Below are 16,226 nucleotides of genomic sequence, written 5' to 3' on the forward strand. Positions count from 1 at the left end.
AGATTTAAGTGAGCCTGTCTGGTAATGTGAGGCTATGATAGTGATATCTATAGCGCCCATCGCCAGCTTATATGACGACTAACGTATTCATTAGGAAAACGTAATGGCAACTAGACAAGACAATACAATTAGTAATATTAAAACCCTAAATTATGACTCTGTTATCGTTGGCGGTGGCGGCTCAGGTATGCGTGCAGCGCTGCAATTAGCAGAAGGCGGCATGAAAGTAGCTGTTATTACCAAAGTATTCCCAACCCGCTCGCACACCGTTGCAGCTCAAGGTGGTATCGGGGCAAGCTTAGGTAACATGAGTGATGACAACTGGCACTTCCACTTTTATGACACCGTAAAAGGGTCAGACTGGTTGGGTGACCAAGACGCTATCGAATTTATGTGCCGTGAAGCGCCAAAAGTAGTGTATGAGCTTGAGCACATGGGTATGCCGTTTGACCGCAACCCAGATGGTACGATTTATCAGCGTCCATTCGGTGGTCACACTTCAAACTACGGTGAAAAAGCGGTACAACGTGCTTGTGCGGCCGCTGACCGTACTGGCCACGCATTGCTACACACTCTATATCAAAAGAACTTAGAAGCGGGTACTGAGTTTTTCATCGAATGGATCGCGCTCGATCTCATTAAAGATGAAAAAGGCGACATCAATGGTGTGGTAGCCATTGAGCAAGAAACCGGCACTGTTGCTGTATTCCAAGCCACTAATACCGTATTAGCAACCGGTGGTGCAGGTCGTATCTTCTCAGCTTCTACCAACGCTTACATCAATACCGGTGATGGCCTAGGTATGGCAGTACGTGCTGGTATTCCATTACAAGATATGGAATTCTGGCAATTCCACCCCACCGGTGTATTCGGTGCAGGTGTACTGCTGACTGAAGGTTGCCGCGGTGAAGGCGCTATCTTACGTAACAAAGATGGTGAAGCCTTCATGGAGCGTTATGCACCAACGGTTAAAGACTTGGCACCTCGTGACCTCGTATCACGCTCAATGGACCAAGAGATTAAAGAAGGCCGTGGTTGTGGTCCAAACAAAGACCACATCGTAATGGACATGACTCACTTAGGTGTTGAGACCATTATGAAGCGTCTGCCTTCTGTATTCGAGATTGGTAAGAACTTTGCCAACGTCGACATTACCAAAGAGCCTATTCCAGTTATCCCAACCATTCACTATATGATGGGCGGTATTCCAACCACCATTCATGGTCAGGTTATCGTGCCAGATCTTGAAGGTCATGTGGATGAAGAAGGCCTATACACAGAAGGCAAAATCGTTAAAGGCTTATACGCCATTGGTGAGTGTGCTTGTGTGAGTGTTCACGGTGCCAACCGTTTAGGTACCAACTCATTACTTGACTTGGTGGTATTCGGCCGTGCTGCGGGCAAACACATCATTGATAACTTCGGTAGCTCAGATCATAACTACCATCCAATGAACCCACGTGTACTAGACTTCACTGTGGGCCGTTTGAATAAGCTACAACAGTCAACACAAGGCTATAACGCTCAAGAAGTGGCTGATGAAATCCGCGCCCTAATGCAAAAACACGCCAGTGTATTCCGTACTCAAGCGTTGATGGATGAAGGTGTTGAGAAGTTATTGGCTCTAAAAGATAAAGTAGATAACATTCATTTGGCAGATAAGTCGCAAGTGTTCAACACCGCGCGTATTGAAGCCTTAGAAGTTGCTAACCTTTACGAAGTGGCCAAAGCCACCATGCTATCAGCGGCCAAGCGTCATGAATGTCGCGGCGCGCATACCGTGTTAGATTATGATCGTCCAGAAGATGATCCAATCGCACCAAACGGCCGTAACGATAACGAGTGGATGAAGCATACTGTTTGGTACTCAGAAGGCAATAAGATTGTTTATAAGCCGGTTCGTAAAGTACCGCTTACTGTTGATTACGTTGAACCTAAAGTGCGTGTTTACTAATTACCGCTTTTGTTTGCCGTCGTTTAACGTTAATTATTTGAATTTAATTTTTTAAATTAGTAAAGCTGTTTTACAGATACTGTGACAGGTTATGCAAAAACAGCTTTACGCCGTGTGGAGTTAGCACTATGAGCCGAGGTACTCGCACCATTGAGATTTACCGCTACGATCCTGATAAGGACGCAGCCCCTTACATGCAAACTTATACGATTGAGCTGTTAGACTCAGATCGTATGTTACTTGACGTTTTATTACGTTTGAAAAAACAAGATGAATCCATCACTTTTAGACGCTCATGCCGTGAAGGTATTTGTGGCTCTGATGGGGTGAACATCAATGGTAAAAACGGCTTGGCATGTTTGATTAACATGAACACTTTGCCTGAGAAAATTACCATTCGCCCACTACCTGGCCTGCCTGTTGTGCGTGACCTTGTTGTGGATATGAACCAGTTCTATGAGCAGTATGAAAAAGTACATCCGTACTTAATCAACGATCAGCCTGCACCGCCTACTGAGCGTCTACAGTCTCCAGAAGATCGTGAGAAGCTAAACGGTCTGTATGAGTGTATCTTATGTGCGTGCTGTTCAACCAGCTGCCCATCATTCTGGTGGAACCCTGATAAGTTCTTAGGCCCATCAGCACTATTGAACGCTTATCGCTTCGTAGCAGACAGCCGTGACAGTGATACACAAGCGCGTCTTGCTCGTATGGACGATCCGTTTAGCTTATTCCGTTGCCGTGGTATCATGAACTGTGTGGCCGTATGTCCAAAAGGCTTGAACCCAACCCGTGCTATCGGTCATTTACGTAACTTGTTATTAGAGCAGGCCGGTTAATATCTAATTAGCCCGTTTTAACACAGTAATTAATAGCATTAATTAATATTACAGGTTTAAGTTATCGGTTAGCATTACTTACGTGAATACGACAGACCTCTATTTGTTGATAGGGGTCTTTTTTTGTTAAAATTAGACACATTCGAATAATCATCATTTAGCAACTAAATACATACTATTGAAGAAACAAACGCTGCTCGGTTCGATTCCATGTTACCCTTATACTCAGTGTGCAACTGTATCCTGTTAAGGGATAACCACCTAGTAACAACAGACAATACTTCAATAGATATGGCACACTATGTGCAATATTTCAGACGCTAACCCATAATTATTCAAATTATTAGATCACTGCCTAATTTAATGAGCACTATGGCCATTTTGGCTGTAAGGCTTGACTGAAATTTAACCATGACGCCCTGATGAGATTTGGCAAGCGCATTGGCCAAAGAGCTGAAGGCTGAGACAAACGTTAACGGTTAATACTTTAGTAACAGTGAATACCTGGGTAATGAGCAGTAGATCACAGGTTTTGATAAAAATATCCGCTTTGCCCTTGATATTTTATTAATATCCTATAGATACGAGACTAAGGTTAAGTCAGTTTGATTTATAATAATGCAAATAAATCTGGCTAGAAAATGGCCCAGTTTTTTTATTTATAGCAGACTATTCATAAAAGACGTGAATCACCCATAGCGATAGCATGAAATAAATGTGTTTTATTTTAATTAAACTTTAATGTAAATAAGAAAAGACTATGAATACTATGACTAATGATGCCTTAAAAGCCGATGCTACAGAGCTTGCAGGGGACAACGCTACCTATATCGAGTCTCTATACGAGCAGTATTTACAAGACCCAAGTAGTGTAGATGCTGATTGGCAAGCTTATTTCAAAAACTATCAAAGCGACAATGATGCCCTGCATCATGCCATCCAAGATCAGTTCTTACTGTTAGCCCGTAATCAAACGGCTAATAAAGGCGCTGCAGCTCCTGCTACCTCAGGCAGCTTAGATGCCAACTGCGTTGATCCAAGACATATGGGCGTACAAAAGCTAATTTCAGCTTATCGCCGTCGTGGTCATCGCCGTGCCAAGCTTGATCCTTTAGGTCTACAGCCACGTGCGGATGTAGAAGACCTAACCTTAGCGTATCATGGTCTATCAGAGGCGGATCTAGACACCATCTTCTCAACCAGTGACTTAAACATTGGTAAGAGCGAGGCGAGCCTACGCGAAATCATTGAAATCATGGAGCGTGTGTACTGTGGCCACATCGGTCTTGAGTACATGCACGTGACGACCAGCACCGAGAAGCGTTGGTTTGAAAACTACATGGAAACCAACCTAGGCTACATCAAGTTTGACAACGAGAAGAAAAAAGAGATTCTTGAGCGTCTAACTGCGGCCGAAGGCCTAGAGAAATACTTAGCACGTAAATACACCGGTGTTAAGCGCTTCGGTCTTGAGGGCGGTGAAAGCTTTATTCCAGCGGTTCACGAAATTATCCAGCGTGCTGGTGGCTACGGTACCAAAGAGATGGTTATCGGTATGGCTCACCGCGGCCGCTTAAACCTATTGGTTAATATCTTGGGTAAAAACCCAGCGGATTTATTTGATGAGTTCGATGGTAAAGTCATGCCAGAAAAAGGCTCAGGTGACGTAAAATACCACAATGGTTATTCATCAAACGTGATGACACCAGGTGGTGAGGCGCACTTAGCATTGGCCTTTAACCCATCACATCTAGAAATCGTTTCTCCTGTACTTGAAGGCTCAGTACGTGCCCGTCAAGTTCGTCGCAATGACAAAGATGGTAACTTAGTATTGCCGTTGGTGGTACATGGTGACGCTGCGATTGCTGCGCAGGGTGTGGTTCAAGAAACCTTCCAGATGTCACAGACCCGTGCTTATACCACAGGCGGTACCGTTCACATTGTTATTAACAACCAAGTGGGCTTTACTACCAGCCGTCAAGAAGATGCTCGCTCTACAGAGTACTGTACTGACATCGCTAAAATGGTGCACGCACCAATCTTACACGTCAATGGTGATGATCCTGAAGCGGTCGTATTTGCGGCTCAAATGGCATTAGATTATCGTCACGAGTTCCACAAAGACATCGTGATTGACTTATTCTGCTACCGCCGTAACGGTCACAACGAAGCCGATGAGCCATCAGCCACTCAGCCACTGATGTACTCGATCATCAAAAAACTGCCAACCACGCGTACTCAGTATGCCCAAAAGCTAATGTCACAAGGTGTTATCTCTGAAGGCGACGACAAGACGCTTGAAGATGAATACCGTGAAGCATTAGATAAAGGCGAATATGTTGCTAACTCTTTAGTACAGCAGCCTAATGAAGAGCTGTATGTGGACTGGAGCCCCTACTTAGGTCATGAGCTAAAAGATGACTGGGATACCAGTGTTGATATCGAAAAACTAAAAGCCTATGGTCGCCGCATGGCAGAAATGCCTGAAGGCTTTAAGCTTCAGCGTCAAGTTCAAAAAGTAGTCGAGCAGCGCTTAGCGATGCAAACTGGTGAAGAGCCTTTAAACTGGGGTGCTGCTGAGACCTTAGCTTATGCCTCACTAGTAGACGAAGACTTCTTAGTGCGTATTACCGGTGAAGACGTGGGCCGTGGTACTTTCTCACATCGTCACTCAGAGATTTTCAACGTTGAAAATGGTGATATGTATGTGCCGCTAGCGCATTTAAATGACACCCAAGCTCGCTTTGCCACTTACAACTCATTGTTGTCAGAAGAAGCGGTATTGGCGTTCGAATACGGCTATGCAACGACAGTACCAAAAGCACTTATCATTTGGGAAGCTCAGTTTGGTGACTTCGTAAACGGTGCGCAGGTCGTGATTGACCAGTTCATCTCAAGTGGTGAAACCAAGTGGCAGCGTGTGTGTGGTCTAACCATGCTTCTACCACATGGCTTTGAAGGTCAAGGTCCTGAGCATTCATCAGCCCGTTTAGAGCGCTTCTTGCAACTGTGTGCTGAAGACAACATGCAAGTGATTACCCCAACCACACCTGCACAAATCTTCCACGCCTTACGTCGTCAAGCGGTACGCCCAATTCGTAAGCCACTAGTGGTGATGTCACCGAAGAGCTTACTGCGTCACAAACTTGCGACCTCAGAGCTTGAAGAGCTTGCTAGCGGTAAATTTGAAACCGTACTACCAGAGATCGATCAGCTAGATAACGATAAAGTAACTCGTATCGTCATGTGTGGTGGTAAGGTCTATTATGACCTGCTAGAGCAGCGTCGTGAGCTGGGCCTAGACCATGTGGCCATCGTTCGTATCGAGCAGCTGTACCCATTACCACAACAAAGAATGGTAGAAGAGGTTCAAAAATATGCCAACCTTGAAGAGATTGTATGGTGTCAAGAAGAGCCATTAAACCAAGGCGCATGGTACTATTTAGCACCGCATATGTTCCGTATCTTTGGCCCACAAGCTGACAATCAGCCTCGTGTGACCAAGGCACGTGTGGTAGACCCTGTCGCGCGTCCTGCGTCAGCAGCGCCAGCAACTGGTCTTCCTTCAATCCATGTGCGTCAGCAGCGTGAGCTGGTTGCCGGTGGTCTTGGTGTCTCAGTAGACCAACTAAAATAAGCCAAAACAAGGTCTAAGCGGGTAACTGCTTAGACCTTCGGCATTTGTTTAGAACCAACCGAATTTATTTTTTACCGTAAACAACCTCTTAATCCAAAAAGCTTTATGCATAAGTTGTTTATTTGCCAATCATAAAAATAATGTGCTTATTTAACCCTTATCAATAAGTCATTAACACTTTATATTAATATAACAGGAGCAATTCCCATGGCAGAAATTAAAGCGCCCGTATTCCCAGAGTCAGTTGCTGACGGTACCATCGTAGAATGGCACGTAAGCGAAGGCGAACAAGTTAACCGTGATGACATTTTAGCTGAAATCGAAACAGATAAAGTGGTCTTAGAAGTGGTTGCTCCAGATGACGGTGTGGTAACTAAAATTGTTAAGCAAGTAGACGACACTGTGTTGTCTGACGAGCTAATCGCTGAATTTGAAGCTGGTGCAACAGGCAGCGCTGCTGGTGCCTCTGAAGACAAAGCAGAAGAAAGCAGTGACACGGCTACTGAAGAAAAACCAGCAGCTAAGCCTGCCGCAAGTGCTGACAGCGCCGACGATCATAAAGATCAAAGCCCAGCGGTTCGTAAAGCAGCCAAAGAGTCTGGTGTAGATCCTAAAAATGTAGAAGGCACAGGCCGTGGCGGTCGTGTGACTAAGCAAGATATGGCCAGCCCAACACTGAAAGCGGATAGCTCTATCAAGTCTGACAGTGGCCGTCCTGTCGCAGAATCAGTAGGTGAGCGCACTGAAAAACGCGTGCCTATGACTCGTCTACGTAAGACTGTGGCCAACCGTTTGTTAGCTGCTTCTCAAGAAACTGCGATGTTGACCACGTTCAACGAAGTGAACATGAAGCCTCTAATGGATCTACGTGCTAAGTACAAAGATCAGTTTGAAAAACGTCACGGCACTCGTCTAGGCTTTATGTCTATGTTCGTTAAAGCTGCTACTGAAGCACTAAAACGCTTCCCAGCTGTTAACGCGTCAATCGACGGTGATGACATTGTTTATCACGGTTACTATGACGTTGGTGTTGCGGTATCTTCAGACCGTGGTCTGGTGGTGCCTGTACTACGTGATACAGATCGTATGAGCATGGCAGACATCGAAGGCGGCATCCGCGACTTCGCTGGTAAAGCCCGTGATGGTAAATTATCACTACAAGAGATGACAGGTGGTACCTTCACGATCACTAACGGTGGTGTATTTGGTTCATTAATGTCAACGCCTATCTTGAACCCACCCCAAACTGCCATCTTAGGTATGCACGCGATCAATGAGCGCCCAATGGCAGTTAATGGTCAAGTTGAGATCCTACCTATGATGTATCTAGCGTTATCATACGATCACCGTATGATTGATGGTAAAGATGCGGTACAGTTCTTAGTCACCATCAAGCAGTTGGTTGAAGACCCAGCAATGCTACTACTTGACCTATAAGGTCAACAGGCTTGTATCGGAGAGATTCTGATACAAGCTTTTTCGTTATGGATTGATTGATTATTAAGTTATTTAGCACACAGTTTTTTGAGTAATGATTTTGATTCAGAGGCTCGAAGCTTCGCTAAAGACTTAACAAGCATAGCTAAGTAGGTCATTTCATAATTCAAACTATAAATAAAGAGCTTTTACAATTCTTTGATTAAAAGACGGAATATACTATGAAAGACAATTATGATTTAGTAGTTATTGGCGGTGGTCCAGGTGGTTATGAAGCCGCTATTCGTGCCGGTCAATTGGGTATGAGCGTAGCCTGTATCGAAAAACGCGTTTATAAAGGTGAGCCTGCATTGGGCGGTACTTGCTTAAACGTCGGTTGTATCCCATCAAAAGCTTTACTAGACTCTTCACACCGTTATGAAGCCACCAAACACGAGCTTGCAGAGCATGGTATCACTACCAGCGATGTTGAGATTGACGTGGCCAAAATGATCGAGCGTAAAGAAGGCATCGTTAAGCAGTTAACCGGCGGTGTTGCCATGCTACTTAAAGGCAACGGCGTAGACTGGCTACAAGGCTGGGGTACGCTAGTTGACGGTAAAGGCAGCGACAAAAAAGTTAAATTTACGGCGCTAGCAGATGAGTCTGAGACTGTTATCACCGCTAAAAACGTTATTTTAGCAGCCGGTTCTGTGCCTATTGATATCCCTGTTGCGCCAGTCAACAACGAAGAAGGCATTATCGTTGACTCAACAGGTGCGCTAGATTTCACCGAAACACCTAAGCGTCTAGGCGTGATTGGTGCTGGTGTTATCGGTCTTGAGCTAGGCTCTGTATGGCGTCGTCTTGGCGCTGAAGTGGTGGTATATGAAGCGCTACCTGAATTCTTAGCAGCAGCTGACAAAGACATTGCTAAAGAAGCGGGCAAATTGCTTAAAAAACAAGGCCTAGATATCCGCGTTGATACCAAAGTAACCGGCACTGAAATAAAAGATGGTCAAGTGGTTGTGACCAGCGAGAAAGGCGGTGAGTCTGCTGAGGAAACCTTCGACAAGCTAATCGTTTGTGTGGGTCGCCGTGCTTACTCTGAAAAATTACTGGGTGAAGATTCAGGCATCACGCTAACTGACCGCGGTTTGGTTGAAGTTGATGATCAGTGCAAAACCAACCTAGATGGCGTATATGCTATCGGTGACTTGGTACGTGGCCCAATGCTTGCGCATAAAGCGATGGAAGAGGGCATGATGGCCGTTGAACGTATCCATGGCGAAAAAGCACAAGTGAACTATGATACTATTATCAACGTTATCTATACCCATCCAGAAATCGCTTGGGTAGGCTTAACTGAGCAGCAAGCGGTAGAGCAAGGTTATGAAGTAAAAACTGGCTCATTTAACCTAGCGGCTAACGGTCGTGCTTTAGCACAAAGCGAAGCTCAAGGTAGCATTAAAGTAGTGGCTGACGCTAAGACTGACCGCTTATTGGGTATGCATGCTATTTGTGCTGGTGCCGGCGATATCGTTCACCAAGGTATGATTGCGATGGAATTTGTTTCAAGCATTGAAGACCTACAGTTAATGACCTTCGCTCACCCAACCATCAGTGAAGCGGTACACGAAGCTGCTTTATCTGCTGATGGCCGTGCTATCCATGCGATTCAGCGTAAAAAACGTAAATAACAAAAACAGTTATAGACACCAATAAATCACTCATAGGCGGTTAATAGTCTATGAGTGATTTGACAAAGTCTGTTACTAAAGTGAGTTGCTGAGTGTAATTGTTTTAAGCCATAAAGCAGTAAACGGCCGTGGTATTAGGTCATTTATTTGCCGCTATTGCCAAAACATTTAAATCAGCTTTACCCTGCTAAATAAAAAAACTAAAGGATAACTTTATGAATTTACATGAGTATCAAGCAAAACTATTGCTAGAGAGCTATGGACTACCTATCCAAAAAGGCATCATTGCTTATAACGGTGAAGAAGCGGCTGAAGCCTTTGATAAAACCCCAACTGACGTAGCTGTAATTAAAGCACAGGTTCATGCTGGTGGCCGTGGTAAAGCAGGCGGTGTTAAGCTTGTTAAAACTCGTGAAGAAGCCAAAGAAGTTGCTGAAAGCTTAATCGGTACTAACCTAGTGACTTACCAAACTGATGCAGAAGGCCAGCCTGTAAACTTCGTATTAGTTGCCGAAGACATGTACCCAGTAAAAACTGAGTTATATCTTGGTGCCGTTGTTGACCGCGCTACTCGCCGCGTAACCTTCATGGCCTCAACTGAAGGTGGTGTTGAGATTGAAAAAGTAGCTGAAGAGACTCCTGAGAAAATCTTTAGCATTACCGTTGATCCTTTAGTCGGTCTATTGCCTTTCCAAGCGCGTGAAGTAGGTTTCAAATTGGGCCTAGAAGGCAAACAAATCAATCAATTCGTTAAACTAATGACTGGCGCTTACAAAGCGTTCGTTGAAAACGACTTTGATATGATTGAAATCAACCCACTGGCCGTTCGTGAAAATGGTGAATTGGCTTGTGTTGACGGCAAAATCGGCGTGGATTCAAACGCTTTATTCCGCCAGCCAAAAATCGCAGCACTTCATGACCCATCACAAGAGAACGAGCGTGAGCTTAAAGCTGCTGAATTTGACCTAAACTATGTGGCTCTAGAAGGTAACATTGGTTGTATGGTTAACGGTGCCGGTCTTGCTATGGCGACTATGGACATCATCAAGCTATACGGCGGCAAGCCAGCTAACTTCCTAGACGTTGGCGGCGGCGCAACCAAAGATCGCGTTGTTGAAGCTTTCAAAATCATCTTAGAAGATTCAAGCGTACAAGGCGTTCTAATCAACATCTTCGGTGGTATCGTACGTTGTGACATGATTGCTGAAGCCATTATCGCGGCAGTTAAAGAAGTTAACGTTACTGTACCTGTTGTGGTTCGCTTAGAAGGTAACAATGCTGAATTGGGCGCTAAGCTATTAGATGAGTCTGACGTTGAAATCATTTCAGCTCAAGGCCTATCTGATGCTGCACAAAAAATTGTTGATGCTGTAAAAGCGGCATAATTCGCCTATCACAACTGTATCAAACCTATAATAAGTGAATCCTACTAGGAGTAAATAATGAGTGTATTAATTGATAAAGACACCAAAGTATTGGTGCAAGGTTTTACTGGTAAAAACGGTACTTTCCATTCAGAACAAGCCATCGAATACGGCACCAAAGTAGTTGGCGGTGTTACCCCAGGTAAAGGCGGTCAAACTCACCTAGGTCTGCCTGTATTTAACACCATGGCAGAAGCGATGGAAGCAACTCAAGCTGACGCGTCAGTTATCTATGTACCAGCACCTTTCGTACTAGATTCAATCATCGAAGCGGTAGACGCAGGCGTTAAGCTAATCGTTGTTATCACTGAAGGCGTACCTACTTTAGATATGCTAAAAGCCAAGCGCTACATCGAAGAAGCTGGCGATGTGAAAATGGTTGGTCCAAACTGCCCAGGTGTTATCACCCCAGGTCAGTGCAAAATCGGTATCATGCCAGGCCACATCCATCTGCCAGGTAAAGTAGGTATCATCTCACGTTCTGGTACCTTGACTTATGAAGCTGTGGCTCAGACCACTAAGCTTGGCTTCGGTCAGTCAACTTGTATCGGTATCGGTGGTGACCCAATCCCAGGTATGAACCAAATCGATTGCTTGAAGATGTTCCAAGAAGATCCTCAAACTGAAGCCATCGTACTTATCGGTGAAATCGGTGGTACTGCTGAAGAAGAAGCCGCCGCTTACATCAAAGAGCACGTCACTAAGCCAGTTATCGGTTACATCGCTGGTGTGACTGCCCCTAAAGGCAAGCGTATGGGCCATGCTGGCGCTATCATCTCTGGTGGTAAAGGTACTGCAGAAGAAAAATTCAAAGCATTCGAAGATGCGGGCATCGCGTACACTCGTGACCCCTCTAAGATTGGTGAGACGGTTAAACAAGTTACTGGTTGGTAATTTGCCCGTCTCGGTGTTAACGGTAAGTTAACTCAAAGAGCATCCTTCGGGGTGCTCTTTTTTTGTCGCATATTTAATGATCTGACCAAGTTTTTATTAAGCTTTGTACGCTTATTGGTGGTGCTGAGCGCTAAGTTTGCTACAATAGAGTGATAATTAGGGCTTACTCTATGTTTATAAAAAACTAAACTGATATTTTAAATTGGATGCTTATGACCACTCACGTTACTCATGCCGTTATCCCTGTTGCCGGCTTCGGTACCCGTATGTTGCCTTTATCAAAGTCTGTGCCCAAAGAGCTGCTACCACTCGGCAATCGTCCAGCCATTCATTATGTGGTAGAAGAGGCGATAGCGGCAGGGATTAAACACATCGTCTTAGTGGGCCATGCTCAAAAAAGCGCCATTGAGAACTACTTCGATGTCAATGCTGAGCTTGATAATCAATTGCGCGCTAAGGGAAAAGATGAGCTGGCCGATAGCCTAAACTGGCTGCCTGAGGATGTCTCAGTGTCTGTGATTCGTCAAGGTAAGCCCTTAGGTCTGGGTCATGCGGTTTTAAAGGCGCGTCCTATTGTCGGTGACAATCCTTTTGCGGTGCTGCTACCTGATGTGGTGCTAAACCCATTTACTACCAAGATGGATAAAGACAATCTGGCCTATATGATACAAGCCTTTGCGCAAACCCATCACTCACAAATCCTAGTTAGCCATGTTGCTGATGAGGATGTACAAAAATATGGCATTGCTAAGCTAAAAGATGCTGATCAATTGTCGCAGCTAACAGGAGACAAAAACGCCAATTTTGCAGTGGCAGGTTTTGTCGAAAAGCCGCAGTTAGCAGATGCCCCCTCTAATCTGGCGGTAGTGGGACGCTATGTATTTAACGCCACTATCTTTGACTACTTGGCCAATACTCAGCCCTCTGTGGGCGGTGAGATTCAGCTAACGGACGCCATTGATGCGCTTATTAGTACTCAAGGTGTTGATGTCACGACCATGCTCGGTGATAGCTTTGATGCCGGTGATATGACCAGCTATATGCAGGCCTTTATTTACTTTGCTCAGCAGCAGCTACAAGCCTAAGCCAGCCAGCCTTAAGACTTATAACGACCTAAACCTGATAAATAGCACTGTGCGAACATGACTTTAGCTGTCTATGAAGTTAGGGCTACAGACATTAAACGCTTTTTGTAACACTTAATTTTTGAGTACTCTGTTTATGGATAAAACCTTGCCCAATCAGCTGCCCCAATGGCAAAGGCTTCAGCAATTAGCGCAGCAGCCTTGGTCAATCAATGAGTTATTTGCCAAAGACGCCCATAGAAGCACCAACTTTAGCCTCAGTGCTCAAGGCATGTTTTTTGATTACTCCAAGCAGTGCTTAGATGAATCGGTGAAAGCAGAGCTGTTTGAGTTGGCCAAAGCATGCCGATTGCCACAAAAGCTGGCTGCCTTGTACCAAGGCGATAAGGTCAATACCAGTGAAAAACGTGCAGCCCTGCACACCGCATTGCGTCTGCCTAAGTCGGCTCGTCTAACCGTAGATGGGGTGGATGTGGTGGCTGAGGTACATGACAGCTTGGCCAAAGCAGAAGACTTGGTTGATCGCATTCGTAGCGGTCTGTGGCGTGGCTATTCAGGCAAAGCCATCACTGATGTGGTCAATATTGGGGTAGGCGGCTCAGACTTGGGTCCGGTGATGGCCAATACCGCGCTTGATGAATGGGCAGACAGTAATATTCGAGTGCACTTTGTGTCTAACATGGATGGCACGCAATTGGGCAGCCTGCTCGATAAGCTAAATCCAGAGACCACCCTGTTTATCATCTCATCTAAGTCTTTTGGTACCGTCGATACCTTATCGAATGCGCAGACAGCCCGAGCTTGGCTATTGACCACCGGCGCCAGTCCAGCCACTTTGTTGCGCCGTCATTTTATTGGGATATCAGCCAATACGGAGCGAGTAAGTGCGTGGGGGATTGCCAAAGAGCATCAATTAAAGCTTTGGGACTGGGTAGGTGGCCGCTTCTCTATGTGGTCAGCCATTGGTCTGGCTGTGGCCATCCGCATTGGGATGCCGCGATTTTATGAAATGCTGGCGGGTGCTCACGCTATGGATGAGCACTTCAAGCACGCGGACTTTGAGCATAATTTACCCGTCTTGCTGGGGCTTATCGGCGTATGGAACAGCAGCTTTTTGGGGATTAATGCCCATACCGTATTGCCGTATGATGGCCGTTTAAAATATTTTCCAAGTTACCTAACCCAGCTTGAGATGGAAAGTAACGGTAAGTCGGTCACGCATGGCGGCCAGCCTGTGCCTTACGCCACCTGTCCTATCTTGTGGGGTGAGATTGGCTCGAATGCTCAGCATGCTTTTTATCAGCTATTGCACCAAGGTACTCAAAAGGTGTCTTGTGACTTTATTGCCTGTGTTAATTACTATCAAAGTCGTGAAGCTGACGAGCTCAAAAAGCAGCATGCGTTATCTTTGGCCAACTGTTTGGCACAAAGCCGAGTACTGGCCTTTGGTAACGATGCTTTAGCGCCTAAGCCTGATCAGGTGGCCACTGAGCTTGATAAATTTAAGCGTTACCGTGGCAATCAGCCCTCGACGACGTTGCTACTTGATGAGTTGACGCCAGCCAGCTTTGGCGCCTTAATCGCGCTGTATGAGCACAAAGTATTTGTCATGGCCAGTATTTGGGACATCAACCCCTTTGATCAGTGGGGAGTGGAGATGGGCAAACAGGTGGCCAATGAGGTGTTTGCTCATATTCGATTGGATACATCTGTGGCCTCTGACGCAGCAGCAGATGACGCTCATAAACAGGCTCAGCTTGCTGCAGAAGCCTTTGATGGCTCGACTCAAGCATTGCTGCAGCACATTAATCAGCAATTAGACAGCTAAGCGCAGAAAAGCTTGCTGTTGGCCATCACTGCTGGGCCCAATGTGCCCCACTGACTTTATTACCATTAAAAAATATTAAGGATATGCGTATCATGGCAACGTCAACTCATTCGCCTGCTGCCCCTAGCAAAGCCGTTACCGACCACTGCGTTATCGTGGGTCATTCTATCGATGCCATCACCACCGCGACAGTCATGGTCAGTCTTGGCAATCAGGTGTGCCTGTATGCAGACCAACAAGCCTTGCAGCATACGCTTGAGACTTACACCTTTGAGCATCAACAGCAAGCGCTATGGCAGCTGTATCTCAATCAAAACAGCATTGTTGTGCAGGACATGCCACAGCTTGCAAGCCAATTATTTAGCGATACTAAGGCCAGCTTCTACTGGCTGTTTTATGGCGATTTGCCCAGCAGCTGGCACGCTTTGGATGGGGTGCAGCAAGCATGGGTCAGTCAGCTGAATGACAGCCAAGTACCCAGTCAAACGCCAGTTATTTTCAGTGGTATCAGCACCCTAGGGGTATTTGCAAGCCTGGCCAAGCAGTGCCAAAGACCATGGGTGTATTATGTCCCCTTTGTGTTTTTACAAGACGGCAGTGCCTATCCTTCGATGCTATCGCCAAAATTGTGGCTGATGGGTGAGAAGACTGCAGATTCTATCGATAAAGTGGCGGTGCTGCAGCCGCTAATAGCGCAGGCTCAGCAACGCTATATTAGCGATATTGCCACCATTGAGTTTTCTCGTAGTGCCATTATGAGCATGCTGGCCACCCGAGTTAGCTTTATGAATGAATGGTCGAGACTGGCCGATCAGCAGGGCGTAGATATCCTTGAGGTTGCCAATATTATGGGGTTAGATACCCGTATCGGCAGCAGCTATCTAAAAGCAGGCTGGGGCTTTGGCGGTCAAACCTTGCCGGCTGAGATTAGCGCCCTACAGCAAACCTTACAAAATACTCAGGTTGAACACCGCCTAATGCAGGCGGTCAATATCATTAATGATGACCAAAAAGAGCTGATTTTCCGTAAATTCTGGCAGCATTTTGATGGTGCCATTGAAAACAAACAGGTGAGCATATGGGGTGCAAGCTATAAAGCAGGCTCAGGGCGCACTTCCGCCTCTGCCATTCATCCGTTACTACGCCTATTGTGGTCATATAACATTACCACCCATATCTATGCGCTAGAGGCACAGTCTGAGCTGGCAAGTCTATACCCTGATCAGCCGCTGTTACAGTTTATTGACTCTGCCACCGATAAGTTGGCCGATAGCGATGCGTTATTTGTGCTGTCTTGGCCAAGCACCAAGCGTCTACCTATCAGTGCCATTAATGAGGTGGTGGTGCCAGTCTTTGATGCCCAAAATGCCTTTGCAAAAACTCAAGTGGCCGCTTTAGTAGGGACGTATCAAGGAATTGGCCGCAGTAAATAACCACCCTAATTTTAAA

General features: G+C 45.8%; 10 protein-coding genes. All 10 read left to right on the forward strand.

All coding sequences use genetic code 11. From position 1 onward, the window contains the following. Positions 1 to 103: 103 nt before the first annotated feature. The 10 genes from sdhA (at position 104) to MN210_RS01475 (ending at position 16,210) form a co-directional block, all read left to right on the forward strand. Positions 104 to 1,954, forward strand: a complete 1,851-nt coding sequence (sdhA, locus tag MN210_RS01430) for a succinate dehydrogenase flavoprotein subunit (protein WP_241878993.1) — start codon at positions 104 to 106, stop codon at positions 1,952 to 1,954. 128 nt (positions 1,955 to 2,082) lie between these two features. Then, complete coding sequence (locus MN210_RS01435; protein ID WP_011959553.1) at positions 2,083 to 2,793, forward strand: succinate dehydrogenase iron-sulfur subunit; 711 nt, start codon at positions 2,083 to 2,085, stop codon at positions 2,791 to 2,793. Between the two features lie 760 nt (positions 2,794 to 3,553). Continuing rightward, positions 3,554 to 6,430 carry a 2-oxoglutarate dehydrogenase E1 component gene (locus MN210_RS01440; RefSeq protein ID WP_338412431.1) on the forward strand — a complete coding sequence of 959 codons (2,877 nt, stop codon included), beginning with the start codon at positions 3,554 to 3,556 and terminating at the stop codon, positions 6,428 to 6,430. Positions 6,431 to 6,637: 207 nt separating this feature from the next. Further along, entirely contained in the window at positions 6,638 to 7,867 is a 1,230-nt protein-coding gene (gene odhB, locus MN210_RS01445) for a 2-oxoglutarate dehydrogenase complex dihydrolipoyllysine-residue succinyltransferase (protein ID WP_011959556.1), read from the forward strand. A gap of 221 nt (positions 7,868 to 8,088) precedes the next feature. Further along, positions 8,089 to 9,546 (forward strand): dihydrolipoyl dehydrogenase, encoded by a 1,458-nt coding sequence (gene lpdA, locus MN210_RS01450; protein ID WP_011959557.1) that lies wholly within the window; start codon positions 8,089 to 8,091, stop codon positions 9,544 to 9,546. 215 nt (positions 9,547 to 9,761) lie between these two features. Further along, complete coding sequence (sucC, locus tag MN210_RS01455; RefSeq protein ID WP_011959558.1) at positions 9,762 to 10,931, forward strand: ADP-forming succinate--CoA ligase subunit beta; 1,170 nt, start codon at positions 9,762 to 9,764, stop codon at positions 10,929 to 10,931. A 57-nt stretch (positions 10,932 to 10,988) separates the two neighbouring features. Further along, the gene (gene sucD, locus MN210_RS01460; RefSeq protein ID WP_011959559.1) at positions 10,989 to 11,864 is read left to right on the forward strand and encodes a succinate--CoA ligase subunit alpha; all 876 of its coding nucleotides are present in this window, start codon (positions 10,989 to 10,991) and stop codon (positions 11,862 to 11,864) included. Between the two features lie 206 nt (positions 11,865 to 12,070). Next, a complete protein-coding gene (locus MN210_RS01465) occupies positions 12,071 to 12,949 on the forward strand; it encodes a UTP--glucose-1-phosphate uridylyltransferase (RefSeq protein ID WP_425605626.1) in 879 nt (292 codons plus the stop codon). 136 nt (positions 12,950 to 13,085) lie between these two features. Further along, positions 13,086 to 14,777, forward strand: coding sequence for a glucose-6-phosphate isomerase (gene pgi / locus MN210_RS01470; RefSeq protein WP_338412433.1), 1,692 nt, complete (start codon positions 13,086 to 13,088; stop codon positions 14,775 to 14,777). A 92-nt stretch (positions 14,778 to 14,869) separates the two neighbouring features. Next, positions 14,870 to 16,210 carry a UDP-glucose/GDP-mannose dehydrogenase family protein gene (locus MN210_RS01475; RefSeq protein WP_241878994.1) on the forward strand — a complete coding sequence of 447 codons (1,341 nt, stop codon included), beginning with the start codon at positions 14,870 to 14,872 and terminating at the stop codon, positions 16,208 to 16,210. The last annotated feature ends 16 nt before the right edge of the window (positions 16,211 to 16,226 follow it).

Origin of the sequence: Psychrobacter raelei (assembly GCF_022631235.3) — a bacterium.
Taxonomy (GTDB): domain Bacteria; phylum Pseudomonadota; class Gammaproteobacteria; order Pseudomonadales; family Moraxellaceae; genus Psychrobacter; species Psychrobacter raelei.

Excerpts from the sequence above, each read along its gene's own strand:
- sdhA (WP_241878993.1), top strand. The coding sequence starts at position 104 with ATGGCAACTAGACAAGACAATACAATTAGTAATATTAAAACCCTAAAT.
- MN210_RS01435 (WP_011959553.1), top strand. The coding sequence starts at position 2,083 with ATGAGCCGAGGTACTCGCACCATTGAGATTTACCGCTACGATCCTGAT.
- MN210_RS01440 (WP_338412431.1), top strand. The coding sequence starts at position 3,554 with ATGAATACTATGACTAATGATGCCTTAAAAGCCGATGCTACAGAGCTT.
- odhB (WP_011959556.1), top strand. The coding sequence starts at position 6,638 with ATGGCAGAAATTAAAGCGCCCGTATTCCCAGAGTCAGTTGCTGACGGT.
- lpdA (WP_011959557.1), top strand. The coding sequence starts at position 8,089 with ATGAAAGACAATTATGATTTAGTAGTTATTGGCGGTGGTCCAGGTGGT.
- sucC (WP_011959558.1), top strand. The coding sequence starts at position 9,762 with ATGAATTTACATGAGTATCAAGCAAAACTATTGCTAGAGAGCTATGGA.
- sucD (WP_011959559.1), top strand. The coding sequence starts at position 10,989 with ATGAGTGTATTAATTGATAAAGACACCAAAGTATTGGTGCAAGGTTTT.
- MN210_RS01465 (WP_425605626.1), top strand. The coding sequence starts at position 12,071 with ATGCTTATGACCACTCACGTTACTCATGCCGTTATCCCTGTTGCCGGC.
- pgi (WP_338412433.1), top strand. The coding sequence starts at position 13,086 with ATGGATAAAACCTTGCCCAATCAGCTGCCCCAATGGCAAAGGCTTCAG.
- MN210_RS01475 (WP_241878994.1), top strand. The coding sequence starts at position 14,870 with ATGGCAACGTCAACTCATTCGCCTGCTGCCCCTAGCAAAGCCGTTACC.